Source organism: Caballeronia zhejiangensis (genome assembly GCF_022879815.1).
GTDB classification, from domain to species: Bacteria; Pseudomonadota; Gammaproteobacteria; order Burkholderiales; family Burkholderiaceae; genus Caballeronia; species Caballeronia zhejiangensis.
The window spans coordinates 798,864-821,245 of sequence record NZ_CP084283.1; the positions used below are offsets into that span (position 1 = coordinate 798,864).

Consider the following 22,382-nt stretch of genomic DNA (forward strand, 5'->3'; position numbering starts at 1 on the left):
GATGCAGAACCTGAAAACTACGCAGACGTCCGCTGCGCAAGACTCGCGGCGACCCCAGGGCACGCCGCCGCGTCTCGGCGCGGAAATCCTGCGCGTCGCGAACGTGAGCCGCGGCTTCAACAAGACGCAGGGCGAACTGCTCGTGCTCGACGATGCGAATCTCTCGCTGCGCGAAGGCGAGATCGTCGGATTGCTCGGACGTTCGGGCTCGGGCAAGTCGACACTTCTGCGCATCATCGCCGGGCTGATCGAGCCGACGGGCGGCGAAGTCACTTATCTGAACGAGCCGTTGCGCGGTCCCGCGAAGGGCGTCGCGATGGTGTTTCAGACCTTCGCGCTGTTTCCGTGGCTGACCGTGCTGCAGAACGTGGAAGCGGGTCTGGAAGCGCAAGGCGTGGCCGCGCGCGAGCGGCGCGAGCGCGCGCTGGCCGCGATCGACCTGATCGGTCTCGACGGCTTCGAGAACGCGTATCCGCGTGAATTGTCGGGCGGGATGCGTCAGCGCGTGGGTTTCGCGCGGGCGCTGGTCGTCGATCCGACCTTGCTGTTGATGGACGAGCCGTTCTCCGCGCTCGACGTGCTCACCGCCGAAAACCTGCGCACCGACCTGCTCGATTTGTGGACGCAAGGGCGCATGCCGATCAAGTCGGTGCTGATCGTCACGCACAACATCGAGGAAGCGGTGTTCATGTGCGACCGCATTCTCGTGCTGTCGTCGAATCCGGGCCGCGTGATGGCCGAGATCAAGGTGCCGTTCAAGCATCCGCGCAATCGCCTGGATCCGGCGTTCCGGCGTCTCGTCGACGATATCTACGCGAAGATGACCGCGCGGCAGATGGGCGAAGCGAAGAAGAAGGGGCTGGAGTTGGGAAGCTGGCTGCCCGAAGTCTCGACGAACCTGATGGCGGGTCTCATCGAAACGCTCGCGGCCGAGCCGTACCACGGCCGCGCGGACATGCCGGAAATCGCGCGGTCGCTGCATCTCGAAGTGGACGATCTCTTCCCGATCGCGGAAGTGCTGCAACATCTCGGTTTCGCGGACGTGCGCGAGGGCGACATCTATCTGACGCCGCAGGCGCGCGTGTTCGCGGAGTTCGGCACGCAGGAGCGCAAGATGATGTTCGCGGAGCATCTGCTGCGGCACGTGCCGCTGGCGGCGCGGATCAAGAAGGTGCTGAACGAGCGGCCTGGGCATCGCGCGCCGCGCTTGCGCTTCGAGCAGGAACTGGAGGACTTTCTCTCCGACAAGGCCGCGCAGGAAACGCTCGATGCGGTTATCGACTGGGGCCGCTACGGGGAAATTTTCTCGTACAACGATCAGACCGAGATGCTGAGCCTGGAGGACGTGGAGGCTTGAGTTTCCTGTGGATGCAAGCACGCGAAGCGCGGTTGCCGGCGACGGCGCCGCGCTTTTTCTTTGCGCGTTGGCCGTTTGGCTGAATGTTCGCGCGGTGCGTTGAATCGTACCGTTTTCGTCTTGAACAGTGTTGCTGCGTGTGTAAAGCTACACACGCAGCGTTCGGAGACGAGATGGATTCATCGCGCTTGATACGAATGCTGCTGGATGACGGGTGGCACTTGGACCGAATTGTCGGCAGTCACCATCATTTCAAACGTCGGGGAAATATGAGCTTGGTCACGGTGCCTCATCCCCGAAAAGATCTTTCCATTGGAACGGTAAGAAGCGTCCTCAAGACGGCCGGGTTGCTCAACCGGCTGTACTCTTCATAACGGAGATTCGAAAGTGGAATTCCCAGTCGCCATTCACAAAGACCCGGACAGTTGCTACGGCGTTACCGTGCCTGACATTCCCGGCGTTTTTTCTGCGGGAGAGACGGTCGACGAGGCAATTAAAAATACGAAGGAGGCAATCTACAGCCACGTCTCGATTCTTATAGAGGACGGTTTGGACGTTTCGCTGGTGCCTTCCCCGATTGAAGATCTGATGCCGAACCCCGACTTCGCCACGGCAATCTGGGCCTACGTCGAAGTCGATCTCTCGAAGCTCGACTCGCGTCCCGAGCGCATCAACATCAGCCTGCCGCGATTCGTGCTGCGCAAGATCGACAGCTACGTCGAGGCGCGCCACGAAACCCGCAGCGGCTTTCTGGCGCGGGTCGCGCTCGAAGCGATCGCGAACGGCTGAGACCGCAAAAAAGCGCGGCGCTCGTGACGAGCGCCGCGCGTTCGATATCCAGCCGCGGGAAACCTACTGCAGATTCCCCCAACGCTCGACGGCCGGTTCCGCCGACGCCCATTTCCATCCTTCGGATTGCTGGCAGGCCGTAGCGACGAACCACTCGGCGGGCGCTTTCGCATCGTCGCCATCGACGACCGAAAACGCGAATTCCTTGCAGCTCGCGAGCGCGCTATTGAACTCGCGCAGCACGCGCACCTCGCCGTGGCCGTTCTCGACCGGCAACGTATGCTTGACCTTCCATGGCCGCGTTTCGCCGACCTGCGACATGCCCGCCGTCACCGCGATCATGACCTGCTGATCCTGATGCAGCGATTTCATCGTGCGCGCGACGAGTTCGTCGGTGGCGGCCTGCACCGCGATGCCGACGCCCAGGCCCACAGCCGGGTTCGTCGTGAACGCGCCGGTCGCGACGCCCGCCACCGCACCCGTCGCGGCGCCGATCGATGCGCAGCCGCTCATCGTCAGGCACGCGGCCGCGCCGGCAGCGACGAGCCCAAGACGCAGCGCAAAAGATACGTCGAAAGACAGCGTCATTGCAGCGCGCCCCAGCGCGGCGTAGCCGGTTCGGCGGACGCCCACTTCCACTTGTTGCCGTCGCGGCATACCGATGCCACGTAGAACGCGCTGTCGGCGGGGCGGTCCTTGGTCGCGTCGCGATCGACGGAAAACACGATCTCCTTGCATTCGAGCACGCCGCTGCTGATGGTGCGGCTCACCGTCACGCGGCCTTTTTCGTCGTCCTCGATCGGCACTGAATGCACGGCCTTCCACGGCGCAACCGCGCCGACCGCGAGCGGACCGGCGACGGTCGCAATCTGATCCTGCGAGTAGGTATGCGCGACGCGCTGCGTGTACTGCACGCCCGCGCGCGCGGCGGCGACCGCGCCGAGGCCGATGCCCGTTGCGACGGCGGCGTTGCTGGTGACACTGTTTGCCACCGCGGCGCCCGCGATACCGGCGCCGGCCGTCGCGCCTTCGCTGTAGAGCGAATTGCATCCGCTGAGACTCACGCAAGCGATGGCGCCCGAAACGATCGCGGCGAGCGCGGCGGCACGCGACCCGCTCCGATGAACCCTGATCTGCATGTTGCTTTTCCTTCGTCTTCCGTTTCCCGACGCTTGCGATCGGGGTTCGAGGGCCTCGAATCTACTTGAGGTTCCGCCCTCAAGTCACCGCCCGGCAACGCGAAGCGACGAAACGCGCACGCGGGCTCCGCGCATTTTGAAGCATGCTTCTAATTACCGGTTTGAGAAAATTGCAAGAAATTGCAAGCGTGAAGAGCACGTTTCGATCCACGTACCGCACCGAGGGCGAAATAAAAGCGAGCGCGGATGTCTGCGCTCGCTTCCCGGTCATGCGGATATCGCCTCGGATACGCTTCAGCTTTCGCTATTCGACGACGCGTCGCTGCCCTCGGTGTCCTCGTTTTCGTACGCGCCCAAGCGGTTGTACAAAGTCTTCAGACTCACCCCGAGCGCTTTCGCGGCGCGCCGCTTGTCGCCGCCGCAGTGTTTGAGCGTGCCGAGGATGATCTGCTTCTGCGCATCGGCGAGCGGCGTACCGACCCAGACGTTCATGGCGTCGCCTTGCGTGACCGGCTTCTTCACGCGCGATGCGAGATGCGGATGCGCGATCTCCACCGTCTTCTCCGCCAGAATGAACGCGCGATAAACCGTGTTCTTCAGTTCGCGCACGTTGCCCGGCCACGAATACGTGCGCAGCACGTCGAGCGCGCGTTTGCTGAAGACCTTGTTCGTGCCCTCCTGCGCGTTCATTTCGGACAGGAAATGCTGTGCGAGCAGTTCGCGATCCGAGTCGCGCTCGCGCAACGGCGGCGCGCGCAGCGGGAATACGGCGAGCCGGTACATGAGATCCTCGCGCAGGCCGTTTTCCTTCACGGCCGCGACAGGATCGCGGTTCGTCGCCGCGATCACGCGCACATCGGAGCTGATGAGATCGTTGCCGCCGACGCGAAAGAACGTGCCTGTTTCCAGCGCGCGCAGCAGCTTGACCTGGCGCACGGGCGACATCTCGGTCACTTCGTCGAGGAAGAGCGTGCCGCCGTTCGCATGCTCGAAATAGCCGATGCGTCCCTGCACCGCGCCCGTGAAGCTGCCTTTCTCGTGGCCGAAGAGCTCGGCCTCGATGAGATTGTCGGGAATCGCACCGCAGTTCACCGCGATGAACGGCGCGTCCTTGCGCGCGCTGTGGTCGTGAATCGTACGGGCGACGAGCTCCTTGCCTGTGCCCGACTCGCCGATGATGAGCGCGGTCGCATCGGTCGCGGCCACGCGCTCGATTTGCGCGTACAACTCCTGCATCACGGGCGACGAGCCATAGAGCAGTCCATAAGACTTCAAGCCCGGCACTTCCCCCGTGTTGCGTTTTCTTTGCGCGGGTGTATCGCCGACCGCGGCGGGCGGCTGATCCAGATCGGTTGACGCCATGTGTCCTGATCGTTCCTGAGTGCTGCGTATGTAGTGGGCGGGCGGCGGACTCGCGCGGGCGCTTCCGGTCGCAATCGGCCTGGCGCGGCTCGGCGCGCGCGAGCGGCGCAACCGTGGATGACCGCGCGCATCGGCATATGACGCGCCCTTGCGCGCTGCCCTTGAGACTCACGCGATCCGTGAGCGTCGTTCCTGGTTGAGCGTCGGTCCAGGCGCGTCTGCATCGGCTGCTTGTTCAGAGCCGGTTCGTTGCAAACGCACCTATCTCATAAACGCTATTTAACCATTCGCAACGACATTGCGGCAATGCGCGGGCCGGCCGTTCAGCGCATTTTGTCTGCATCGCGCGGGCCCTCGCGGCGCTTCCGGAAAGGTTCTCCTTGCCGTACTGAAAATTTACAAGGCGACGGCGTAATTGTTACCCGATCGTCGGCGGGTTCGCCTCCCATCGGCAGTCCTGCGCGATGTCGCCGGATCTGGCACGAAAGCTGCAAGATAGGGCTCACATCGTGACTCATATTCGAGAAATTGCCGACGGGCGCGGTCTCGGAGGCGCACACACGAGGATGGGCGAGAGAGGCAACGCATCATGGAAGACATTTTCAACTTCGACGGGGGCGCACATCCGCGCTCGATTCCCACGCGGCCGGCCCGGACCCGGAAGGAACTCACGGCCGGCGAGCCGATCGACATCTATCACTGGGCCGCTGTCGCGCTCGTGACCGCGCTGATGTGCGCGGTGCTAGGCTATGCGGCGGGCACGCCAGCGCTCGCGCGTGCCGCGAACGTGACGAGCCTCGTGTTCGGCGCGATGGGCGGCGCGTTGATGGCGAGCGGCGTCGTGCGCAGCCTGCGCGCGCGCAGCGCGGCGGGCGAGCGCCTCCGCGTCGCGGGCGTGCCTGTCGCCGAAACGCGCTGACGCGCGCCGACGATCCCGACAAACCCACTTGGGCGAGGACTACATTCCATGAGTCAAACGACTGTCCAGCTTGCGTTGGGCAAGCAAAAGATCATCGAAGACATCAAGGTGCTGCTGAACGACGCCGAGGAATTGCTGCGCTTGTCGGCGACGCTGCCAGGCGAGGGCGTCGATGCGCTGCGCTCGCGTCTGCGCGATCACGTCGATTCGGCGCGCGGCGCGCTCGAAGATGCACAGGCGAGTGCGCAAAGCCGATACCGCGCAGGCGTCGATTGCACCGAGAAATACGTGAAGGACAATCCCTGGCAATCGCTCGGCATGGCGGCGGGCGTCGGTTTTCTGGTGGGACTTCTGGTTTCGCGGTGATTTACAGCTTTATCGCTCCGGCCGGCTTTCCTGACAGCGGCGATTTTCATTAGACGAAGGAGAGAACACAAATGGCACGGCCTTCAATCGGAATTTTCGGCGCGCTGTTCGCGCTAGGCGGCGTTCTCGCATGGAAGTGGGTGCAGTCTCAGGACGCCGGGCGGCGCACTGCACGCGATCTGAGCCGTTGGGAAGACGAGGGCGGCAAGGTGCTCACGCCCGCCACCGGCGCGAGCGGGCAGGCCGTAAATGGCCACGGTGCGGTCGGCGGCACCGCCGATGCATGGCATTTTCCGCGGAGTTGATTCACTTCAGACATTCGGCCGAATTAATGGTCCGATCAATCAAACGCACGCTGGACCAGCGTGCGTTTTCATCTTGATAAACGCTTATAATCAGTGAAACTTCGGCCATAAGTTGCCTAAATGGAAAAACTTACTTGGGCCGAATCAAGCGTGCAGAAATCGGAAATTATTTTATTTTTCGCGCATTCTGCGTGACGCCGATTATCTTTTTTCGGCCGTAACCGCGAATCGCACCGGCCCGTGCGGCAGCGCCGCCGCGCGGAGAAGACCACGCCGCCACCTGGCGTGTGACCCTGAAACGCTTAGGAAGAATTCGAAACGCAATGCCACACGTATTGATTGTCGATGACGATCCCAGTACCCGCGAGGCGCTAGCCGCGATCATCGGCGAAGACGGATTGACGACGGCCACCGCCAGCGATCTGCGCGAGGCGCGCATCCAGCTCGTGCGGCAAACGCCGGACGTCGTATTCACCGATCTCAAACTGCCCGATGGCACGGGCGTCGACCTGTTCGAGGATCTCGATCCGCGCTCGGGCGTCGAGTTCATCGTCATTACGGGACACGCGACGGTGGAATCCGCCGTCAGCGCGCTCAAGATGGGCGCCGCCGACTACCTCGTCAAGCCGATCAACATGCAGCGCGTGAAGGCCATCCTTTCGCGCCTGCCGCGCGCCGGCGACCTGAAAGCGGAAATCGGCACCTTGCGCGGCGAATTGCGCCGCATGGGCCGCTTCGGTCTGATGCTGGGCAATTCACCTGCCATGCAGACCGTCTACGACCAGGTCGGCCGCGTCGCGCCGACGGCGGCATCGGTGCTGCTCATCGGCGAGTCGGGCACCGGCAAGGAAGTCGCCGCGCAGACGCTGCACGAGCTCTCGCTGCGCCGCAAGCATTCGTTCATCGCGGTGAACTGCGGCGCGATCTCACCGAACCTGATCGAATCGGAGATGTTCGGCCACGAGCGCGGCTCGTTCACGGGCGCGGATCGGCAGCACAAGGGTTATTTCGAACGCGCGAACGGCGGCACGCTGTTCCTCGACGAAATCACGGAAATGCCGATCGAGCTTCAGGTGAAACTGCTGCGCGTGCTGGAGACGGGCATGTTCATGCGCGTCGGCACGACCAAGGAAATCGAGACGGACGTGCGCCTGATCGCCGCGACCAATCGCGATCCCGAGCAGGCCGTGCTCGAAGGCAAGCTGCGCCTCGACCTTTATCACCGTCTGAACGTGTTCCCGATCAACCTGCCGCCGCTGCGCGAGCGCGGCAAGGACGTCGAGCTGCTCGGCCAGGCGTTTCTCGACGAACTGAACGCCCGGTACAACACGAAAAAGGATTTCCCGCCCGCCGTCCGCGAGATGCTGGCGTCGTACAACTGGCCCGGCAACGTGCGCGAACTGAAGAACTACGTGCAGCGCGCGTACATCATGTCGGCGTCGGACTCGGACAGCACCGCGACCGTGCCGCTGCAGATTTCGCTTTCGAAGCCGTCGGCGGGCACGGCGGTGACGATTCCGTTCGGCACGTCGCTCGCGCAGGCCGACCGTCAGCTCATTCTGGCGACGCTCGATCAGTGCGGCGGCGTGAAGACGCGCGCGGCGGAAATCCTCGGCATCAGCCTGAAAACGCTCTATAACCGGCTCGTCGAGTACGGCGAGGATGCGAACAAGGCTGCCGTCGGCGAAGGCGGCGACATAAGCGATTCCGACAGCGAAAATTCCTGAACTTCGCGTATCTTTAGACAAATCGACGCCTGCGGCTTGTAAAACCGCAGGCGTTTTTCATTGGCAGGCGCGTTTTCTACGCCGATAATGTCTCAGAAGCGAACGTAGCCGATGTGTCTCAGGGGCATGGCCCTTGCTGCCGATCGAATGACATCCGCGCAGTCGCGCCAGTGCGTGTCGCGGATGGGAAAAGTACGATCACAAGACCGCAAGGAGCCCATCATGTCACTCAACATGTCGATCCGCGCTTCCGACGATGCCCGTTTCGAAGCTCAGACGCCGCAGCCGCCGGACCCGCCGGTGACGCCGCCGGACCAGCCGCCGCCCACGCCGATTCCGCCCGACACCAATCCGGACCCGACGCGCGAGCCGCCCGAACCGCCGTCGCAGCCGATCGGCGATCCGCCGCCTGGACCGGGCGATCAGCCGCATGTGCAATAGCGTGTCAGAACGATGTTGAACCGCAGACGTTGGACAATGCCCAGAATTCGTGCAAGGTTTGAATAAGTTTCCATCCCGGACGTAGGGATTACAACGGATGACGCAACGATGACCGGCGACACGTTCTGTCGCCGGTCGTTTTTTCTGAAGCCGCGCTCATCGCAGCGCATCGGTCCGACGCCGCCGACGTCACTATCGCGACGGCCTTCTTACCTGGAGGCATCATGAGGCATCCCGCACTTCGACGCTCCGCGCGTCATTCTTCCAAGCGCGAAGCGCGCGCCGAAGCCGCCAAGTCGGCCGGCACGCAGAGCGCGTCCGCACCTTCCGCCGAACACGATCCCGCCTCGCAGAACCGCCCCGCGCCTGGCGTACCGCCCGATGGCGAACACAATCAGGGCGGCGTGCGGCGCGAAGGAATCGACTATCAGCGCGATTTGGGCTCCGAGCAGGACTCGTGATTTCAGCCGGCGGCAGCATCCGGCAAAAGAACAAAAATTTCTACGCGGCGCGCCTTCGCCGCGTGTTTTCGTTCGTCCGTAACATCTTCATACAAACTTTCGTTTACAAAAACCAACAAAAAGGCACAGCTTTTGCATACCCTTGATCGCCAATTCGAGCATGCAACGACAACTGATGAGGTGATGCTGTAATGAGCAGATTGATCGTGGTATCGAATCGCGTCGCACCGATCCAGGAAGGCAAGCCCAGCGCGGGCGGCCTCGCGATCGGCGTTCTGGACGCGCTCAAGGAGACTGGGGGCGTGTGGTTCGGATGGAGCGGCGAGATCGTCGGCGAATCGGGCGCGCCTGTTCTGGAGAACAGCGGAAAAGTGACCTACGCGACCGTCGGCCTGACGCGCCGCGATTACGACCAGTATTACCGAGGTTTCTCGAACGCCACCCTGTGGCCGACTTTTCACTATCGCAACGACCTCTCGCGCTTCGATCGAGAGGAGTACGCGGGCTACATGCGCGTGAACGCGAGTCTTGCGGCCAAGCTGAAGACGCTGCTCAAGCCCGACGACATCATTTGGGTGCACGACTATCACATGCTCCCGTTCGCGCAGGAACTGCGCAAGCTCGGCGTCGCGAATCCGATCGGCTTCTTCCTGCATATTCCGTTTCCGGTGCCGGAGATGATGCGTACGGTTCCGCCGCATGAGGAACTGATCGCGGCGATGTGCCAGTACGACGTCGTCGGCTTTCAGACGGATGCCGACAAGCAGTCGTTCATCGATTACGTGGAACGCACGAGCCGCGGCCACTACAACGACGACGACGGCATGCTTCAGGCCTTCGGCCGCATGCTCAAGGTGGGCGCGTATCCAATCGGCATTTATCCGGACGCCATCGCCAAGGCCGCCGAGCAGTTCTCGAACCGCAAGCCGGTGAAAAGCCTGCGTGACAGCATGCGCGGCCGCAAGCTCATCATGAGCGTCGATCGTCTCGACTACTCGAAGGGTCTCGTCGAGCGCTTTCAGGCGTTCGAGCGCCTGCTGCTGAATGCGCCCGGCTGGCATGGGCGCGTGTCGCTCGTGCAGATCGCGCCGCCGACGCGCTCGGACGTGCAGACCTATCAGCGCATTCGACAGAATCTGGAAGGCGAGGCGGGGCGCATCAACGGACGTTTCGCGCAGCTCGACTGGACGCCGATCCAGTATCTCAACCGCAAATACGAGCGCAATCTGCTGATGGCGCTGTTCCGGCTCTCGCAAGTCGGCTACGTGACGCCGCTGCGCGACGGCATGAATCTCGTCGCGAAGGAATATGTCGCGTCGCAGGATCCGGCCGATCCGGGCGCGCTCGTCCTGTCGCAGTTCGCAGGCGCGGCGGACCAGTTGCCGGGCGCGCTCGTCGTCAATCCGTTCGATCTGTCGCAGATGTCCGAAGCGCTGGAGCGCGCATTGTCGATGCCGCTCGCCGAACGCCAGGCGCGTCACGCCGACATGATGGCGCCGCTGCGCGAGAATAATCTTTCGGTCTGGCGCGATTCGTTCCTGTCGGACTTGCGCAGCGTCGCGACGGCGACTTCCGTCACGGAGAAAACCGTCAAGACCGTGAAGCAGGGCGCGTCCGAAGCCAAGCGGCCGGCCGCCAAGGCCTGAACGCTCCGATTCGCCGATAGAGAAGAACCCGCGCTTCGAAAGAAGCGCGGGTTTTTTACGCGCGGAACGGGACTTGCGGATTCATCGTGGACACGAACGAAGGAGGTCATGATGAGCGGAAGCACATTGAACCCGCCCGAAGACGACGGCGCGGAATACGGCAAGGGACACGGCACCGGCGCGCTCGGCCCGAGCGACTCGTCGGATAGCGGCTCCGACGTGCAGGGCGAAAAGCGCTATCCCGGCGACATCGAGGACGAGCTCGACGCCCACGCGCTCGGGCAGTCCGAGGCGGAGCTGAACAGCGATACGGACCGCTTCGGCACGGGCGAGGCGGCATCGGCGGATGGCGACAACAATCTGGAAGCCGATGCCGACATCCTGCCCGACGAAATCGAGGACGAAACGCGCGATCTCCCCGACGAGGACGCCGACCCCGCAGCCGATCGATCCTGACACGCATCGGCTGAGGCACACTGCAAGCGGCGCGCTCCGGACGGAGCGCGCCGCTTTTTACACGCGCTTCGCATCGCGGGGCTAACATCGTCGGATTGCTCCCAGTCACGCTCACGATGGATCAGGACGTCTCCGCCACACAATCCGCGCCCGTCGCATCGGGCCGCACGTCGCGCTTCGGCTGGCTTTCGTGGATCGTCGATCCCGTCATGCAATGGTCGCAGGACCACTGCCTGATGTTCTCGGCGGCGATCGCGTTCTTCGCCGCGTTCTCGCTTGCGCCGACACTCGTCATCGTGATCGCGGTGGCGAGCGTCTTCTTCGGCGCCGATGCCGTGCAAGGCAGGCTCTTCGACGAAATCAGCGGCGTCGTCGGCGTCGATGCGGCGCACGCGCTGGAAGCGATCGTCGCGAACGCGTGGCACGCGGACATCGCGCGCAGCACGGCGATCCTGTCGCTCGCGGGCGTGCTGATCGGCGCATCGGCGACATTCTCGTCGCTGCACAGCGCGCTCAACGTCATCTGGCCGACGCCCGCCGTGAGCACGCGCGAAAGCATCGTCACGCTGCTGCGCGTGCGGCTGATGTCGTTCGGGCTCGTGGTCGGTTCGGGTTTGCTGGTCGCGGTGCTGCTCGTGCTCGACGCGCTCGTCGAGTTGCTCGGACATTGGGTGCTGGGCGATGGCAGTCCGTTCGTCGTGCTCTCGGGGCTGACGCGACGCGCGATATCGCTCGGCGTGCTGATGATCGCCTTCACCGTGCTGCTCAAATTCCTGCCGACGACGCGCATGCTCTGGCGCGATGCCGCGCTCGGCGCCGCCGCCGCCGCGATGCTTTTCGAAGCCGGCAAGCGCCTCTTCGCGTTCTATCTCGCGCACGCGGGCACGGCGAACATGTTCGGCGCGGCCGGTTCGCTCGCGATCATCCTCATGTGGCTGTACTACTCGGCGGCGGTGTTTCTGCTAGGCGCGGAGCTAGCGGCGACGGCGGCGAGGAAGCGCACGCATCGCGCATCGGGCTGGCGTTGAGCATCAATGAAAGAGGCCGTCCGCGAAGGGACGGCCTCTTCAGCAGTTACCCGCTGTGATGCGTGAAACGCCTTACGCCTGACGACGCAATTCCGCAGGCGGCACCTTCATCAGATGGCGATACTTCGCTACCGTCCGGCGCGCGACGATCACGCCCTGATCGGCGAGCATCTTCGCGAGACTCACGTCGGAGAGCGGATCGCGCGTGTTCTCCTTCGAAATCATTTCCTTGAGCAGCGCGCGCACGGCCGCGGCCGAACACGTGCCGCCGCTTTCCGTCGACAGCTCGCGCGGGAAGAAGTGCTTGAACTCGAAGATGCCGCGTGGCGTCGCCATGTACTTGTTGCCCGTCGCGCGCGAGATGGTCGATTCGTGCAGGCCGAGTTCATCGGCGACATCGCGCAGCACGAGCGGCTTCAGCGCAATTTCGCCGTAATCGAAGAACGCCTTCTGATGCGACACGATGCATTCGGCCACGCGCTGAATCGTCGTGAAGCGCTGCTGCGCGTTGCGAATCAGCCAGCGCGCTTCCTGCAACTGCTGCGCGAGCGGCGAACGGCTCGCGCCGGCCGACTGCGCGAACAGTTCCGCGTACATCCGATGGATGCGCGCACGCGGCAACACCGCCGGATTGATCGTCACGACCCACTGCTTTTTCACCTGACGCACGATGACGTCGGGCACGACGTAGTTGTCCTCGCTCGACCCGTAGTTCTCGCCCGGTTTCGGATCGAGGCGGCGTACGAGCGCGCACGCGATGCGCAGTTCATCCGCGCTGCAGCCGATCTTCTTCTGCAGTTCCGCCTGCTCGCGGCGCGCGAGGCGCTCCAGATGATGCGCGACGATTTCCATCGCAACGGCGCGGCCCGGCGTGTCCTCGTCGAGCGCCTGGAGTTGGAGCGTCAGGCATTCCGAGAGATTGCGCGCGCCGACGCCCGGCTTGTCGAGCGATTGCACGAGCTTCAGCGCGATGTTGAGTTCGTCCTCGTGAAGCGCGGGTTCGATCTCCACGACATTCGCGAGGTCGCTCAAGTCCTGCCGCAGATAGCCGTCGTCATCGAGCGCTTCGATGATGAGCTGCGCGATGGCGCGATCGCGTTCGTTCAATTGATAAAGGCGCAGCGCGTCGTGGAGCGTTTCGTGCAACGAAGGTTCGATGCGAACCCAGTCGGCGGGATCGGAGCCTTCGCCGTCGCCGTTGTTGCGCGACGCGCCGCGGCCGAACGGATCGGACGAGAATTCGCTGACGGAATCGTCGCGCGAGCCGGAATCCACGTTCGATTCGGCTTCCATGCTCGCTTCGGGCGCGAGCGGCGTCTCGGTGGCGTTGTCGGATGTGGTCGACAGGGTCGAGTCGGACATCGAGCTGCCGTTGTCGGCGCCGAGCGCGTTGTCCTCGGTCTGGGACTCGTCGTATTCGAGAAAGGGGTTGGTATCCAGTGCGTTTCGCAGTTCCTGCTGGAACTCGAGCGACGAGAGTTGCAGAAGGCGAACCGACTGTTGAAGGCGCGGCGTGAGTGCGAGCGTTTGCTTCGCGCGTAGTTCGAGTGTAGGCGGCATTGCTTGCTAATCCTCGATTGTTCCAGACGTGATGGGCAGGTTTGCGACTAATAAAGCAACAGCCATGCCATCGAACGTTAAGGTCGTGCAGGGACTACGTTTTTCCTCACCGGCACCCTTCTTTTGAAGCCTTTCCAAGGCCGCTTTCACGCAGTTTTTACACGCGCTCAGACAAAACCGCTGCGGGATTCAGGCGCGTCGCGTTGCGCGCGGGCAAGCCTTCCGATGAACGGCGAAGATTTGTTCGCCTACGCACTCAGGCCTTGCCGCGCGGGGCATTCAGGACACTTCGGCGTCGGTCGGCTCGCGCGGCCGCCGGATCTGGCACGCAAGTTGCGGATCGAAGTTCACGATCCGCGTGCTACGGCGCGGACGTCATCGAAGAGCCGCGTCTAGCACGGAATGCGTGAACGCGGCGTCAGACCAAAATCGAAAAAAGGGAGTATCGACATGAAGACGACTCAAATCCTGAAGGCAGCCGGCGGTATCGCGTGCGTGGTGTTCGCGCTCAACGTCGGCGCACAGACCAACGCAGCGTCGTCGACGAGCGGTTCCGGCACGTCGATGGGCCAGAAGGTCGACGACAGCGCGATCACCACCAAAGTGAAGGCCGAACTGCTCGGCGCGAAGAACGTCAAGTCCACGCATATCCACGTCAAGACGCACGCGGGCGTCGTCTCCCTGACGGGCACGGTGCCGTCGGCGGAAGACAAGACCGCCGCCGAAGAAGTCGTCTCGAACGTCTCGGGTGTTGCTTCCGTGAAGAACCATCTTAAAATTGCCGCCAAGTAATGGCATAGTTCGTATGCCCGGCTTCGCCTCGGCGGGCCGCGGTTGAGTGCCAGCAGTACCGGAACCCGCGCGGGTTCGACGATTCGCCGCAAAAGGCGATGACTCGGACGAAGCGCGGGTTCTCGCTTGGAGGCATCGGTTCACGTTTTCGTCGTCCGGTGCTTCAGTCGCAAGTTCTCGCAAGACGCTTCACCAGTGCGCAGCACCTCGCAGCACTTCGAAACTCAAAAACGAGACGGCCGTTCAGGTCGACACTCAAACAGGCGGCTCACGAATGCGCAGTAGCCCGGCGTTCAGAGGCCCCGGCAAAAAGGAGCTCTTCATGAAGACGAAAAAGATGGCATTGATCGGCGCGCTCGCGCTGGCATTCTCGACGACGGCATTCGCCCAGGCAGCCTCCGATGCGGCAGCCTCGGCGCCGGTGGCGAAGAAGCAGAAGGGCACCAATCTGCATCAGCAGAACAAGGCGCACAAGCTGCACGGCGCATCCGCAGCGGCAGCGGCTTCGGCGCTCGGCACCAATGACAAGGGTCAGCCGCAGTAACCCGCGTCGTACTGTCGCTTGACGAACAAACGGCCGCTTCGTGCGGCCGTTTGCTTTCGAAGCGGCCCGGAAAGCCGGGCCGCGTGCTTCACCGCGTCAGCATCAGGACTTCGCGGCTGCGTATTGATCGCGCAGATCGCGGATGCGGTCGTGGTTCTCCAGCACGCCCTGATACTGGCGCTCCACCACGGCGCGGACATCGGCGGGCAGGTCCTTGTCGAGCGCCTCGCGATAATTCTTCTTCGCTGCATCCTCGCCGCGCTCGCATTCGGCGAGGATCGCGTGATCGCTATGGCCGGTTACGGCCGACTTCACGTCGACCCAGCCGCGATGCAGCGCGCCCGACACCGATCCGCCGGTTTCGGGCTTGCCGCCCAGGCGTGCAACGATGTCCTGCAATTCGCGCGCGCCCTCGGCGCACTTTTGCGCGCGATTCTGAAACAGCAGCTTGAGGCTTGGATCACGCGTATCCTCGGCGGCCTTGAGAAAACCCTTTTCGCCGTCCTTCGAGGTTTCGACCAGATCGTTGAGTACCGATACGACATTCGTGCTCATATGAGACCTCCTTTTCGTTAGGACATTGCCACTGCGCAACCCCTGCGGGATGCGGCTCGCGGATTCATGACGCACGCGGCGTGCCCGATCGCGGGCCGCGCGGCATACGCCTTGCTGCCGTCACCGCACTACAGCGCGCGACCGGTTCGGGACGTGCGCGCGACAAGGCAACAGGAGAACGCAGTGAAATTTTTCAACCGGCTCGCGCATCGCGAGTTTCTGGTGCTGGCGGCTGTCGCCGCATCGGCGCTGACCTTGCATGTCCGACAAGAAAGCATCGACGCGCACGCGCGCTCGACACACGTTTCGCGCGCGGAATACGGACGCATCTGCGAGCCGCCCGTCGCACATGCGGAGAAGGGGCGCGTGCTGCCGGCCGACTGCGCCATTCCCGCCAACGTGCAGCCGAATCGGCCGAACGCGCCCTGGGTCTAGCACAGACGAAAACGCCCGCGCGAAGCGGGCGTTTCATCGATACGGCGCGAAACTACGATCACACGCGCGATTGCGCGAACTCGCCAGCCGGTTGCGGCGGCTTCAGCGGATCGAAGTCGCTCCAGCGGCCTTGTTGCCAGCGGCCCGACGCGCGTTCGATGTCCATTCCGCCTGCTTCACGCAATACCGCCGCGGCCTGATCGTGCGTTTCCGGCGAAACGTGCACGGCCACCAGCACGCCCGCATGACGCGCGGGCTCTTCCGCTTGCGCCGCGCCGTGCGGCTTCTTCTTCGTATGCGACATCGCGCCGACGAGCGATCCGACGTACGCGCCGACGCCCGCCGCGATCACCGAAACCAGCAGCGGCGCCTTGAAGACGGCGAAGATGGCGGCGCCGATGACCGCGCCGACCACCGCGCCGATCGTCACGCCCTTGCCGGCGCCCTTGGGCGCGCCGCTCGCACCCGCATCGGTGCCGACATCGCCGCCGATCGGATGGCGTGCGTGCTGGCCGCTCGGATTGACGAAGAAAAGCGTCACGTCTTCTTCCAGGAAGCCGCGCGCAAAGAGCTTCTGCGCTGCCGTTTCGGCCGCGCGAAAAGTCTGAAATCGGCCCGCAATGATCAGGGACATGTTCCCTCCTTGTTGGCTTGGGTTTTGGGAATGCGTCGTTCAGACGGCAAGGCCGCTCACTCCGGCTCCAGGCCGGCGACGCGGAACAATCCGCTCCTCAGCACGGCGGGCTGGCCGCCGTTGTCGTCGAGCACTTCGGCGCACACCGCGCGGATGCGCGACGCGCCTTGTTCGAACGCGGCGAGCAGATCGTCCTCGCGCGGCGATTTCGCGCCGAAGTGATCTTCGAGGGCTTCGGCGGTGATCGAGCAGACGACCGGCTCGCCGTCGATGAGCGCGGCGAAGTGAATCGCGAGATCGTCGCCGTCGTAGACAGGCGGTTCGTCGGCAAACGTGATGTGCATGGTCGAGTCCTCATAAGCGGGACGGGAAACGGAACGCAAGGCGGCGCGACCGGCGACGTGCGCGATCCTCATGACGCCGCCTTCGCTTTTGCGAGCTGCTGCGCCATCTCGTAGTGATGGCTGATGATCGGCAACGCCTTGGTCGCCGCGGCTTTCAGCGCGGTGTCGTTGCCGGTTTCGCTCTCTTTTCTGAACAGTTCGACGGCCTTTTGATGCCCGCCCACGGCCACCTTTTCAATATAGGCCTTGTCGAACTCGGCACCCTGGAGATTTTGCAGGCTGCCGATCACGGCGGTATCGGCGGCGGGCGGCGCGGTGATGCCGTGACGCTTCGCGAGCACGTCGAGATTGCGCGCGAGCTTCGTGTGATCGACGATCATTCGCTGTGCGAACTCCCGCACCTGCCGGTCGCTCGCATGCGTGAGCGCGAGCTTGCTCGCCGTGAGTTCGGTTGCGCCCGCCTGACCCGCGTCCTGCAGGAATTGCTGATCGATGGGCGAGAGCTTCTCGCTTGGCGTCTGTGCCTGCGCGAGCGGCGCGAAAGCAGCGGCGAGCGACAGCACGATCGCGCGCGTCACGGATGGAAAGTATCTCGGCATCGGCGAGCCTCCGATAAACATGCGCTCAGGCGCGCGCCTTGCCGAGCGCGTCGATCAGCGCCTTGTTGAACGCCGGAATATCGTCGGGCTTGCGGCTCGTGATGAGATTGCCGTCGATCTGCACTTCCTGATCGACCCACGTTCCGCCCGCGTTGCGCACGTCGTCCTGCAGGCTCGGCCAGCTCGTCATCGTGCGGCCCGCGACGATGCCAGCCGAGATCGGCAGCCAGCCGCCGTGGCAGATCACTGCGATCGGCTTCTTCGCGCGGTCGGCGTCCTTGACGAAGGCTTGCGCTTTCGCGTCGAGACGGATCGCGTCGCCGTTGACGACGCCGCCCGGCAGGACGATAGCGTCGTAGTCGGCGGGATTGGCGGCGTCGAAGGTCACGTCGACATCGACCTTGTCGCCCTTGTCGACATGCTTGAAGCCCTGAATCTGACCGGCTTTCTGCGATATGACGTCCACCTGCGCGCCCGCTTCCTTGAGCGCGCGTTGCGGTTCCACGAGTTCGGCCTGCTCGAAGCCGTCGACGGCGAGAATCGCGACCTTGCAACCGTTGAGGGAATTGGCCATGAACACACTCCTTATTGCTGATTTCGACTCTTCCGCGCGTGCGGAATCCATGGTCGAAGTTCAGCAAAGGCTGTGCCCAGCGGAACGGCCGGGCGGCCTTGAGCGGGAAGGGCGGATCAGGCGGGCTCGACGCTGCGTTTGCCCGTCAGACGCAGCACGCTGACGACCGCTGCGGCAGCCGCGAACACGGCTGCGACGCCGAGCGCGATCACCGGGCCTTGCTTGGGCGCGACGCCGAAGATCAGCGCGACGAGCGCGGCACCGAGCGTCTGACCGGTGAGGCGCGCGGTGCCGAGCATGCCGCTCGCGCCGCCGCTGCGATGACGCGGCGCGGAGGCGAGCATCTGACGATTGTTCGGCGACTGGAACAGCCCGAAGCCGAGCCCGCACACGGCCATGCGCCATGCGACGTCGAGGGCCGTCGGATGCGCGCCGACGCTCGCGAGCAGCACGAGTCCGACGGTCAGTATCGCGAGACCGATGCCGCCGAGCAGGCCGGCCGAATACCGGTCCGCGAGCACGCCCGCGAGCGGCGCGACGAACACGATCACGAGCGGCCACGGCGTCATCAGAAACCCGGTCTCGACCTGGCCCATGCCGAAATTGTTCTGCAAAAGGAACGGCAGCGAAACGAACGCGAGCATCTGCGCGCAGAACGAACACACCGACGCGCCGACCGACAGCGCGAACACCGGAATGCGCAGCAGATCGACGGGCAGAAGCGGCGCGCTTTGCGTCAGTTGCCGCTTGACGAAGAAATAGCCGATGACCGCCGTCGCGATGAATTCGGCGACGAGATACGGCCGATGCTCGCCGTGCCCGATGCCGTCGACGGCAACGATCGCGAGGCCGAAAAAGAGCGCGTTCATGATCGCGCTGATGTAGTCGTACGGCTGCCGATGCCCCGGCGTGCGCGGCATCGCGTTCCAGCCGATGGCGAACGCCGCGACGCCGATCGGCACGTTGATCGCGAAGAGCCACGGCCACGTCGCGACCGAAAGCACGCCGGACGCGACGGTCGGCCCGATCACCGACGAGATCGCCACGACCGTCGCGTTGATCGACACGCCGCGACCGAGCTGATCCTGCGGATAGATGATGCGCACCAGCGCCGTGTTCACGCTCATGATGCCTGCCGCGCCGAAGCCCTGGACGACGCGCGCGATGGTGAGCGCAGCGAGCGACCCCGACAGCGCGCACGCGAGCGACGACAGCGTGAAGAGCGCGAGCCCCGTCATGTACACGCGCCGGTAGCCGATGCGGTCGCCGAGCGAGGCGAGCGGCAGCAGCGATATGGTGATCGTGAGCTGATACGCATTGACGATCCAGACGGAGTCGGCGGGAGACGCGTTCAGATTGCGCGCGATGGTCGGCAGCGCGACGTTGGCGATGGCGCCGTCGAGCACCGCGAGCGTGATGCCGAGCGCGACGACGGCAATGGCCCAGTATCGCTGGGGCAGCGGCAGACCTTTATCGGAGTCCATCGATGGGCGGGAAGTGGCGGGCGGCGCATCGTGTGTCGCGCCGTTTTTTCGAATGGCCAGGACGAAGACGCCGCCACGCGGGGCCGCGTCTTCGCCCGCGTGCTTACTTCAGTTCGTAGAGGCCGGTGTAAGTTGCCGAATCGATCTCGTTGAGATGCGTCATGAAGCGCGCGACGGCATTGGTCACGTTGCCATCGAGCGGCAGGCTTTCCGCCGAGAGCGCGTGGATGCGAAAGATGTAGCGATGCGGCTTGTCGCCACGCGGCGGCGCCGCGCCGCCGAAGCCGACCGTGCCGTAGTCGTTGCGCAACTGCAGCGCGCCTGGCGGCAGCAGGCTGCCGTCGGCCTTGCCGGCGTTGCGCGGCAGCGAGCGCACGTCGGGCGGAATGTTGACGACGATCCAGTGCCAGAAGCCGCTGCCGGTCGGCGCGTCGGGATCGTAGACGGTGAGCGCGAGACTGCGCGTTTCGGCGGGCGGATCTTCCCATTGCAGCGCCGGCGATACGTTCTCGCCCGAGCCGCCGAAGGCCTGCTGGTCGAATTCCTGCGCGCGCGTCATGAAGCCGTTCGCCGGAAATTCGTCGGACCAGATGCGGAAATCAGCCATGAGAGTCGAGCCTCCTTCTTATAGCGATGTGGATGGATGCGGCACGGCGCATCGGACTGCGTGGCGCCGCGAGCCTCGCGTGAGCCGGTGCAGCAAACGTGCCCGAGGCGGCAAGGACGAAGCCAGTCGAGTGTAGCATCCGCCCCCGATATCCCGCATGAGCGCGAATGCCGCTGGACGGAATGCGCGAAGACGGCCGGAAGCGGGCGATCGAGCCCTCGAAATATGACGCGCGTTACAATAATGAGATGAATTCAGCCGGCGCGAGCCGAAAGGACGACCATGCCAAACGACCCGCGCCGCGCTGCCGGTCAATTCGTGCCGGCGAGCATGCCGGCGGACGACGCCGACATGTTCGAGCTCGCGCCCGTTTCGCTCTGGCTCGAAGATTTCAGCGCCGTGCGCGAGCAGTTCGAACGCTGGCGCGCGGCGGGCGTCGCCGATCTGCGGTCGTTTCTCGCGGAGAATCCCGGGCGTATCGCGGAGTGCTCGTCGCGCATTCGGGTCGTGAAGGTCAACCGGCGCACGCTGTCGCTCTTTCACGCGAAGGATGTCGATCATCTCGTGCAGAACCTCGATCGCGTGTTCCGCGACGACATGCTCACCACGCACGTCGACGAACTCGAGCAACTCTGGGCGGGTCAATCGCGCTTCGTCAGTCAGACGGTCAACTACACGCTCGACGGCAAGCGTCTCGACGTGCTGCTCAACGCGGTCGTGCTGCCGGGACACGAGGACACATGGAGCCGCGTGCTCGTCACGATCGAAGACATCACCGAGCTCGAAGCGATGCGCCGCAGCGCCGCCGCAAGCGAGCTCTATGCACGCGGGCTCTTCGAGCATTCGCCGGTGTCGCTGTGGGTCGAGGATTTCAGTTCCGTCAAGTCGTTGCTGGACGATGTGCGCGAGCGCGGCATCGTCGACTTTCGCACTTTCACGAACGTGCACCCGGAGTTCGTCGAGCGCTGCATGCAGGAGATTCACGTTCTCGACGTCAATCAGCACACGCTGCGGATGTTCGCCGCGCCCGACAAGGCGACGCTGCTCGCGCGCCTGTCCGATGTGTTCCGCGACGACATGCAACAGTACTTTCAGGAACAGCTCATCGATTTGTGGGACGGCAAGCTCTTCCAGCAGCGCGAAGTGCTGAACTATTCGCTCGAAGGCCACGAGGTGCACGTGCATCTGCAGTTCTCGGTGTTTCCGGGGCACGAGGCGCGCTGGGATCTCGTGCTCGTCGCGCTGACGGATATCACCGCGCGCAAGAAGGCCGAGGCGTATCTGGAGTTTCTCGGCAAGCACGACGTGCTCACGAAGCTCAAGAATCGCTCGTTCTATATCGATGAGATCAATCGTCTCGAACGCAAAGGCCCGTTCCCGGTGACGGCGATCGCCATCGACGTGAATGGCCTTAAGGCCGTCAACGATCAACTCGGCCACGCCGCCGGCGATGCGCTTCTGCGGCGCGCCGGCGAAGTGCTCGCCAAGGCGGTGGAGAAGCCGTTCCAGGCGGCGCGCATCGGCGGCGACGAGTTCATGGTGCTCTTGCCGGGCACCGACGAACGCGGCGGCGAGACGGTCATCGAGAGCATTCGCCAGTTGCTCGAAGTGAACAATCAGTTCTATTCGGGCAATCCGCTTTCCTTCGCGACGGGCGCGGCCACCGCGCACGAAGGCGAGCGTCTCGAACCGATGCTGCAACGCGCCGATGCCGCGATGTACGCGGAAAAACGCGCGCATTACGACGGCGCGAGCGAGTGATCACTGCGACTGTGCGACTTCGTCGATGCCGCGGCTGAGTGCCGGACACGCTTCGCCGATCTGCTTCTTGTACTCGGCGGGATTGCTCGTCTTCAGCTTGTCGAAGCGATCGACGGTCGGTTGCGCCTGCGCAAGGCCGAGCTTCCATTCGCCATCGAAATCGGGTGCGTCGGGATAGCTTGTCCGCACGACGTTCTTGAAGCGCGCGACCTTGGCGGCGTCGATATGACAGACATCCGCCGCGCCCCGAGCGATGTTCGCGCTCGTCATCACGCCTTCCGCAGCCGCCAGTTCCTTCGATGACGGATGGCCCGGCGGCATCGCGGTCTGCGCCATCGCACACAGGCACCATGTGGTCAGAACGGCGGGAACGAGTAGGGTCGAGCGCTTCGTCGGCATGTGATTTTTCGCTTTGTTCGTGGGGTCAAAAAATTATAGGTGAAGCCCTCCGTGCGCAACGTCTGTTATGGCGAGGATGCGTCAATATCGCGTGCTAG

General features: G+C 63.9%; 28 protein-coding genes. 16 read left to right on the top strand and 12 right to left on the bottom strand.

Annotated elements, in window-relative coordinates:
- The first annotated feature begins 1 nt into the window (after nucleotide 1).
- The 3 genes from LDZ23_RS03750 (at nucleotide 2) to LDZ23_RS03760 (ending at nucleotide 2,146) form a co-directional block, all read left to right on the top strand.
- On the top strand, nucleotides 2-1,357 hold the full coding sequence (locus LDZ23_RS03750) for an ABC transporter ATP-binding protein (protein ID WP_033536675.1): 1,356 nt from the start codon (nucleotides 2-4) through the stop codon (nucleotides 1,355-1,357).
- A 173-nt stretch (nucleotides 1,358-1,530) separates the two neighbouring features.
- The gene (locus tag LDZ23_RS03755) at nucleotides 1,531-1,731 is read left to right on the top strand and encodes a type II toxin-antitoxin system HicA family toxin (RefSeq protein WP_075644177.1); all 201 of its coding nucleotides are present in this window, start codon (nucleotides 1,531-1,533) and stop codon (nucleotides 1,729-1,731) included.
- A 13-nt stretch (nucleotides 1,732-1,744) separates the two neighbouring features.
- Nucleotides 1,745-2,146, top strand: coding sequence for a type II toxin-antitoxin system HicB family antitoxin (locus LDZ23_RS03760; RefSeq protein WP_033536674.1), 402 nt, complete (start codon nucleotides 1,745-1,747; stop codon nucleotides 2,144-2,146).
- 63 nt (nucleotides 2,147-2,209) lie between these two features.
- Here the strand turns inward: LDZ23_RS03760 and LDZ23_RS03765 are convergent, their stop codons facing one another.
- The 3 genes from LDZ23_RS03765 to LDZ23_RS03775 all read right to left on the bottom strand — a co-directional run bounded on the left by LDZ23_RS03765 (nucleotide 2,210) and on the right by LDZ23_RS03775 (nucleotide 4,647).
- The gene (locus LDZ23_RS03765) at nucleotides 2,210-2,734 is read right to left on the bottom strand and encodes a hypothetical protein (protein WP_244807820.1); all 525 of its coding nucleotides are present in this window, start codon (nucleotides 2,732-2,734) and stop codon (nucleotides 2,210-2,212) included.
- Nucleotides 2,731-3,285, bottom strand: coding sequence for a hypothetical protein (locus LDZ23_RS03770; protein ID WP_175981819.1), 555 nt, complete (start codon nucleotides 3,283-3,285; stop codon nucleotides 2,731-2,733). The genes LDZ23_RS03765 and LDZ23_RS03770 overlap by 4 nt, the downstream gene beginning before the upstream one ends.
- 294 nt (nucleotides 3,286-3,579) lie before the next feature.
- Nucleotides 3,580-4,647, bottom strand: a complete 1,068-nt coding sequence (locus LDZ23_RS03775; protein ID WP_008350797.1) for a sigma-54 interaction domain-containing protein — start codon at nucleotides 4,645-4,647, stop codon at nucleotides 3,580-3,582.
- Between the two features lie 589 nt (nucleotides 4,648-5,236).
- On the opposite strand from LDZ23_RS03775, the gene LDZ23_RS03780 reads away from it, so the two are divergent.
- The 9 genes from LDZ23_RS03780 to LDZ23_RS03820 all read left to right on the top strand — a co-directional run bounded on the left by LDZ23_RS03780 (nucleotide 5,237) and on the right by LDZ23_RS03820 (nucleotide 11,996).
- A complete protein-coding gene (locus LDZ23_RS03780) occupies nucleotides 5,237-5,566 on the top strand; it encodes a hypothetical protein (RefSeq protein ID WP_008350796.1) in 330 nt (109 codons plus the stop codon).
- Nucleotides 5,567-5,614: 48 nt separating this feature from the next.
- Entirely contained in the window at nucleotides 5,615-5,932 is a 318-nt protein-coding gene (locus tag LDZ23_RS03785) for an ElaB/YgaM/YqjD family protein (RefSeq protein ID WP_008350795.1), read from the top strand.
- Nucleotides 5,933-6,003: 71 nt separating this feature from the next.
- Complete coding sequence (locus LDZ23_RS03790; RefSeq protein ID WP_008350794.1) at nucleotides 6,004-6,237, top strand: hypothetical protein; 234 nt, start codon at nucleotides 6,004-6,006, stop codon at nucleotides 6,235-6,237.
- Between the two features lie 323 nt (nucleotides 6,238-6,560).
- Nucleotides 6,561-7,964 (top strand): sigma-54-dependent transcriptional regulator, encoded by a 1,404-nt coding sequence (locus LDZ23_RS03795; RefSeq protein WP_244807821.1) that lies wholly within the window; start codon nucleotides 6,561-6,563, stop codon nucleotides 7,962-7,964.
- Nucleotides 7,965-8,186: 222 nt separating this feature from the next.
- Nucleotides 8,187-8,405, top strand: a complete 219-nt coding sequence (locus tag LDZ23_RS03800; RefSeq protein WP_008350790.1) for a hypothetical protein — start codon at nucleotides 8,187-8,189, stop codon at nucleotides 8,403-8,405.
- A 224-nt stretch (nucleotides 8,406-8,629) separates the two neighbouring features.
- Nucleotides 8,630-8,866 (top strand): hypothetical protein, encoded by a 237-nt coding sequence (locus LDZ23_RS03805; protein ID WP_175981823.1) that lies wholly within the window; start codon nucleotides 8,630-8,632, stop codon nucleotides 8,864-8,866.
- Between the two features lie 191 nt (nucleotides 8,867-9,057).
- A complete protein-coding gene (gene otsA, locus LDZ23_RS03810; RefSeq protein WP_008350786.1) occupies nucleotides 9,058-10,512 on the top strand; it encodes an alpha,alpha-trehalose-phosphate synthase (UDP-forming) in 1,455 nt (484 codons plus the stop codon).
- A 108-nt stretch (nucleotides 10,513-10,620) separates the two neighbouring features.
- The gene (locus tag LDZ23_RS03815) at nucleotides 10,621-10,968 is read left to right on the top strand and encodes a hypothetical protein (protein ID WP_008350784.1); all 348 of its coding nucleotides are present in this window, start codon (nucleotides 10,621-10,623) and stop codon (nucleotides 10,966-10,968) included.
- A gap of 116 nt (nucleotides 10,969-11,084) precedes the next feature.
- The gene (locus tag LDZ23_RS03820; protein WP_034471304.1) at nucleotides 11,085-11,996 is read left to right on the top strand and encodes a YihY/virulence factor BrkB family protein; all 912 of its coding nucleotides are present in this window, start codon (nucleotides 11,085-11,087) and stop codon (nucleotides 11,994-11,996) included.
- A gap of 72 nt (nucleotides 11,997-12,068) precedes the next feature.
- Here the strand turns inward: LDZ23_RS03820 and LDZ23_RS03825 are convergent, their stop codons facing one another.
- Nucleotides 12,069-13,556 carry an RNA polymerase factor sigma-54 gene (locus LDZ23_RS03825; RefSeq protein WP_008350781.1) on the bottom strand — a complete coding sequence of 496 codons (1,488 nt, stop codon included), beginning with the start codon at nucleotides 13,554-13,556 and terminating at the stop codon, nucleotides 12,069-12,071.
- A gap of 450 nt (nucleotides 13,557-14,006) precedes the next feature.
- On the opposite strand from LDZ23_RS03825, the gene LDZ23_RS03830 reads away from it, so the two are divergent.
- Nucleotides 14,007-14,348, top strand: a complete 342-nt coding sequence (locus LDZ23_RS03830; RefSeq protein ID WP_008350779.1) for a BON domain-containing protein — start codon at nucleotides 14,007-14,009, stop codon at nucleotides 14,346-14,348.
- A 322-nt stretch (nucleotides 14,349-14,670) separates the two neighbouring features.
- Nucleotides 14,671-14,892: a hypothetical protein gene (locus LDZ23_RS03835; protein WP_008350777.1), complete on the top strand. Its 222-nt coding sequence runs from the start codon at nucleotides 14,671-14,673 to the stop codon at nucleotides 14,890-14,892.
- Between the two features lie 102 nt (nucleotides 14,893-14,994).
- Here the strand turns inward: LDZ23_RS03835 and LDZ23_RS03840 are convergent, their stop codons facing one another.
- Complete coding sequence (locus LDZ23_RS03840) at nucleotides 14,995-15,447, bottom strand: PA2169 family four-helix-bundle protein (protein ID WP_008350776.1); 453 nt, start codon at nucleotides 15,445-15,447, stop codon at nucleotides 14,995-14,997.
- Between the two features lie 183 nt (nucleotides 15,448-15,630).
- Between LDZ23_RS03840 and LDZ23_RS03845 the strand changes: the two genes are divergently transcribed.
- Nucleotides 15,631-15,882 carry a hypothetical protein gene (locus LDZ23_RS03845; RefSeq protein WP_244807822.1) on the top strand — a complete coding sequence of 84 codons (252 nt, stop codon included), beginning with the start codon at nucleotides 15,631-15,633 and terminating at the stop codon, nucleotides 15,880-15,882.
- A gap of 58 nt (nucleotides 15,883-15,940) precedes the next feature.
- Here LDZ23_RS03845 and LDZ23_RS03850 read toward each other — a convergent pair whose 3' ends face one another.
- The 6 genes from LDZ23_RS03850 to LDZ23_RS03875 all read right to left on the bottom strand — a co-directional run bounded on the left by LDZ23_RS03850 (nucleotide 15,941) and on the right by LDZ23_RS03875 (nucleotide 20,124).
- Nucleotides 15,941-16,516 (bottom strand): glycine zipper domain-containing protein, encoded by a 576-nt coding sequence (locus LDZ23_RS03850; RefSeq protein ID WP_034471300.1) that lies wholly within the window; start codon nucleotides 16,514-16,516, stop codon nucleotides 15,941-15,943.
- Nucleotides 16,517-16,572: 56 nt separating this feature from the next.
- Nucleotides 16,573-16,932 carry a DUF1488 family protein gene (locus LDZ23_RS03855; RefSeq protein ID WP_008350770.1) on the bottom strand — a complete coding sequence of 120 codons (360 nt, stop codon included), beginning with the start codon at nucleotides 16,930-16,932 and terminating at the stop codon, nucleotides 16,573-16,575.
- Nucleotides 16,929-17,459: a DUF4142 domain-containing protein gene (locus tag LDZ23_RS03860; protein WP_244807823.1), complete on the bottom strand. Its 531-nt coding sequence runs from the start codon at nucleotides 17,457-17,459 to the stop codon at nucleotides 16,929-16,931. Before LDZ23_RS03860 ends, LDZ23_RS03855 begins: the two co-directional genes overlap by 4 nt.
- Nucleotides 17,460-17,484: 25 nt before the next feature.
- Complete coding sequence (locus LDZ23_RS03865) at nucleotides 17,485-18,033, bottom strand: type 1 glutamine amidotransferase domain-containing protein (RefSeq protein WP_244807824.1); 549 nt, start codon at nucleotides 18,031-18,033, stop codon at nucleotides 17,485-17,487.
- Between the two features lie 116 nt (nucleotides 18,034-18,149).
- Complete coding sequence (locus LDZ23_RS03870) at nucleotides 18,150-19,517, bottom strand: MFS transporter (protein WP_034471296.1); 1,368 nt, start codon at nucleotides 19,515-19,517, stop codon at nucleotides 18,150-18,152.
- 103 nt (nucleotides 19,518-19,620) lie between these two features.
- A complete protein-coding gene (locus LDZ23_RS03875) occupies nucleotides 19,621-20,124 on the bottom strand; it encodes a YbhB/YbcL family Raf kinase inhibitor-like protein (protein WP_008350762.1) in 504 nt (167 codons plus the stop codon).
- A 282-nt stretch (nucleotides 20,125-20,406) separates the two neighbouring features.
- Here LDZ23_RS03875 and LDZ23_RS03880 point away from each other — a divergent pair, with 282 nt between their 5' ends.
- Nucleotides 20,407-21,885: a sensor domain-containing diguanylate cyclase gene (locus tag LDZ23_RS03880; protein ID WP_244807825.1), complete on the top strand. Its 1,479-nt coding sequence runs from the start codon at nucleotides 20,407-20,409 to the stop codon at nucleotides 21,883-21,885.
- Here LDZ23_RS03880 and LDZ23_RS03885 read toward each other — a convergent pair whose 3' ends face one another.
- On the bottom strand, nucleotides 21,886-22,284 hold the full coding sequence (locus tag LDZ23_RS03885; protein WP_244807826.1) for a hypothetical protein: 399 nt from the start codon (nucleotides 22,282-22,284) through the stop codon (nucleotides 21,886-21,888). It abuts the gene before it with no gap.
- Between the last annotated feature and the right edge of the window lie 98 nt (nucleotides 22,285-22,382).

Bases quoted from the DNA above. Each gene is read 5' to 3' on its own strand.
- LDZ23_RS03765 (WP_244807820.1), bottom strand. From the start codon at position 2,734: ATGACGCTGTCTTTCGACGTATCTTTTGCGCTGCGTCTTGGGCTCGTC.
- LDZ23_RS03875 (WP_008350762.1), bottom strand. From the start codon at position 20,124: ATGGCTGATTTCCGCATCTGGTCCGACGAATTTCCGGCGAACGGCTTC.
- otsA (WP_008350786.1), top strand. From the start codon at position 9,058: ATGAGCAGATTGATCGTGGTATCGAATCGCGTCGCACCGATCCAGGAA.
- LDZ23_RS03820 (WP_034471304.1), top strand. From the start codon at position 11,085: ATGGATCAGGACGTCTCCGCCACACAATCCGCGCCCGTCGCATCGGGC.
- LDZ23_RS03750 (WP_033536675.1), top strand. From the start codon at position 2: ATGCAGAACCTGAAAACTACGCAGACGTCCGCTGCGCAAGACTCGCGG.
- LDZ23_RS03790 (WP_008350794.1), top strand. From the start codon at position 6,004: ATGGCACGGCCTTCAATCGGAATTTTCGGCGCGCTGTTCGCGCTAGGC.
- LDZ23_RS03830 (WP_008350779.1), top strand. From the start codon at position 14,007: ATGAAGACGACTCAAATCCTGAAGGCAGCCGGCGGTATCGCGTGCGTG.
- LDZ23_RS03775 (WP_008350797.1), bottom strand. From the start codon at position 4,647: ATGGCGTCAACCGATCTGGATCAGCCGCCCGCCGCGGTCGGCGATACA.
- LDZ23_RS03865 (WP_244807824.1), bottom strand. From the start codon at position 18,033: ATGGCCAATTCCCTCAACGGTTGCAAGGTCGCGATTCTCGCCGTCGAC.
- LDZ23_RS03795 (WP_244807821.1), top strand. From the start codon at position 6,561: ATGCCACACGTATTGATTGTCGATGACGATCCCAGTACCCGCGAGGCG.
- LDZ23_RS03770 (WP_175981819.1), bottom strand. From the start codon at position 3,285: ATGCAGATCAGGGTTCATCGGAGCGGGTCGCGTGCCGCCGCGCTCGCC.
- LDZ23_RS03880 (WP_244807825.1), top strand. From the start codon at position 20,407: ATGCCAAACGACCCGCGCCGCGCTGCCGGTCAATTCGTGCCGGCGAGC.
- LDZ23_RS03885 (WP_244807826.1), bottom strand. From the start codon at position 22,284: ATGCCGACGAAGCGCTCGACCCTACTCGTTCCCGCCGTTCTGACCACA.
- LDZ23_RS03805 (WP_175981823.1), top strand. From the start codon at position 8,630: ATGAGGCATCCCGCACTTCGACGCTCCGCGCGTCATTCTTCCAAGCGC.
- LDZ23_RS03780 (WP_008350796.1), top strand. From the start codon at position 5,237: ATGGAAGACATTTTCAACTTCGACGGGGGCGCACATCCGCGCTCGATT.
- LDZ23_RS03860 (WP_244807823.1), bottom strand. From the start codon at position 17,459: ATGCCGAGATACTTTCCATCCGTGACGCGCGCGATCGTGCTGTCGCTC.
- LDZ23_RS03870 (WP_034471296.1), bottom strand. From the start codon at position 19,517: ATGGACTCCGATAAAGGTCTGCCGCTGCCCCAGCGATACTGGGCCATT.
- LDZ23_RS03800 (WP_008350790.1), top strand. From the start codon at position 8,187: ATGTCACTCAACATGTCGATCCGCGCTTCCGACGATGCCCGTTTCGAA.
- LDZ23_RS03850 (WP_034471300.1), bottom strand. From the start codon at position 16,516: ATGTCCCTGATCATTGCGGGCCGATTTCAGACTTTTCGCGCGGCCGAA.
- LDZ23_RS03835 (WP_008350777.1), top strand. From the start codon at position 14,671: ATGAAGACGAAAAAGATGGCATTGATCGGCGCGCTCGCGCTGGCATTC.
- LDZ23_RS03755 (WP_075644177.1), top strand. From the start codon at position 1,531: ATGGATTCATCGCGCTTGATACGAATGCTGCTGGATGACGGGTGGCAC.
- LDZ23_RS03840 (WP_008350776.1), bottom strand. From the start codon at position 15,447: ATGAGCACGAATGTCGTATCGGTACTCAACGATCTGGTCGAAACCTCG.
- LDZ23_RS03785 (WP_008350795.1), top strand. From the start codon at position 5,615: ATGAGTCAAACGACTGTCCAGCTTGCGTTGGGCAAGCAAAAGATCATC.
- LDZ23_RS03825 (WP_008350781.1), bottom strand. From the start codon at position 13,556: ATGCCGCCTACACTCGAACTACGCGCGAAGCAAACGCTCGCACTCACG.
- LDZ23_RS03815 (WP_008350784.1), top strand. From the start codon at position 10,621: ATGATGAGCGGAAGCACATTGAACCCGCCCGAAGACGACGGCGCGGAA.
- LDZ23_RS03855 (WP_008350770.1), bottom strand. From the start codon at position 16,932: ATGAGGATCGCGCACGTCGCCGGTCGCGCCGCCTTGCGTTCCGTTTCC.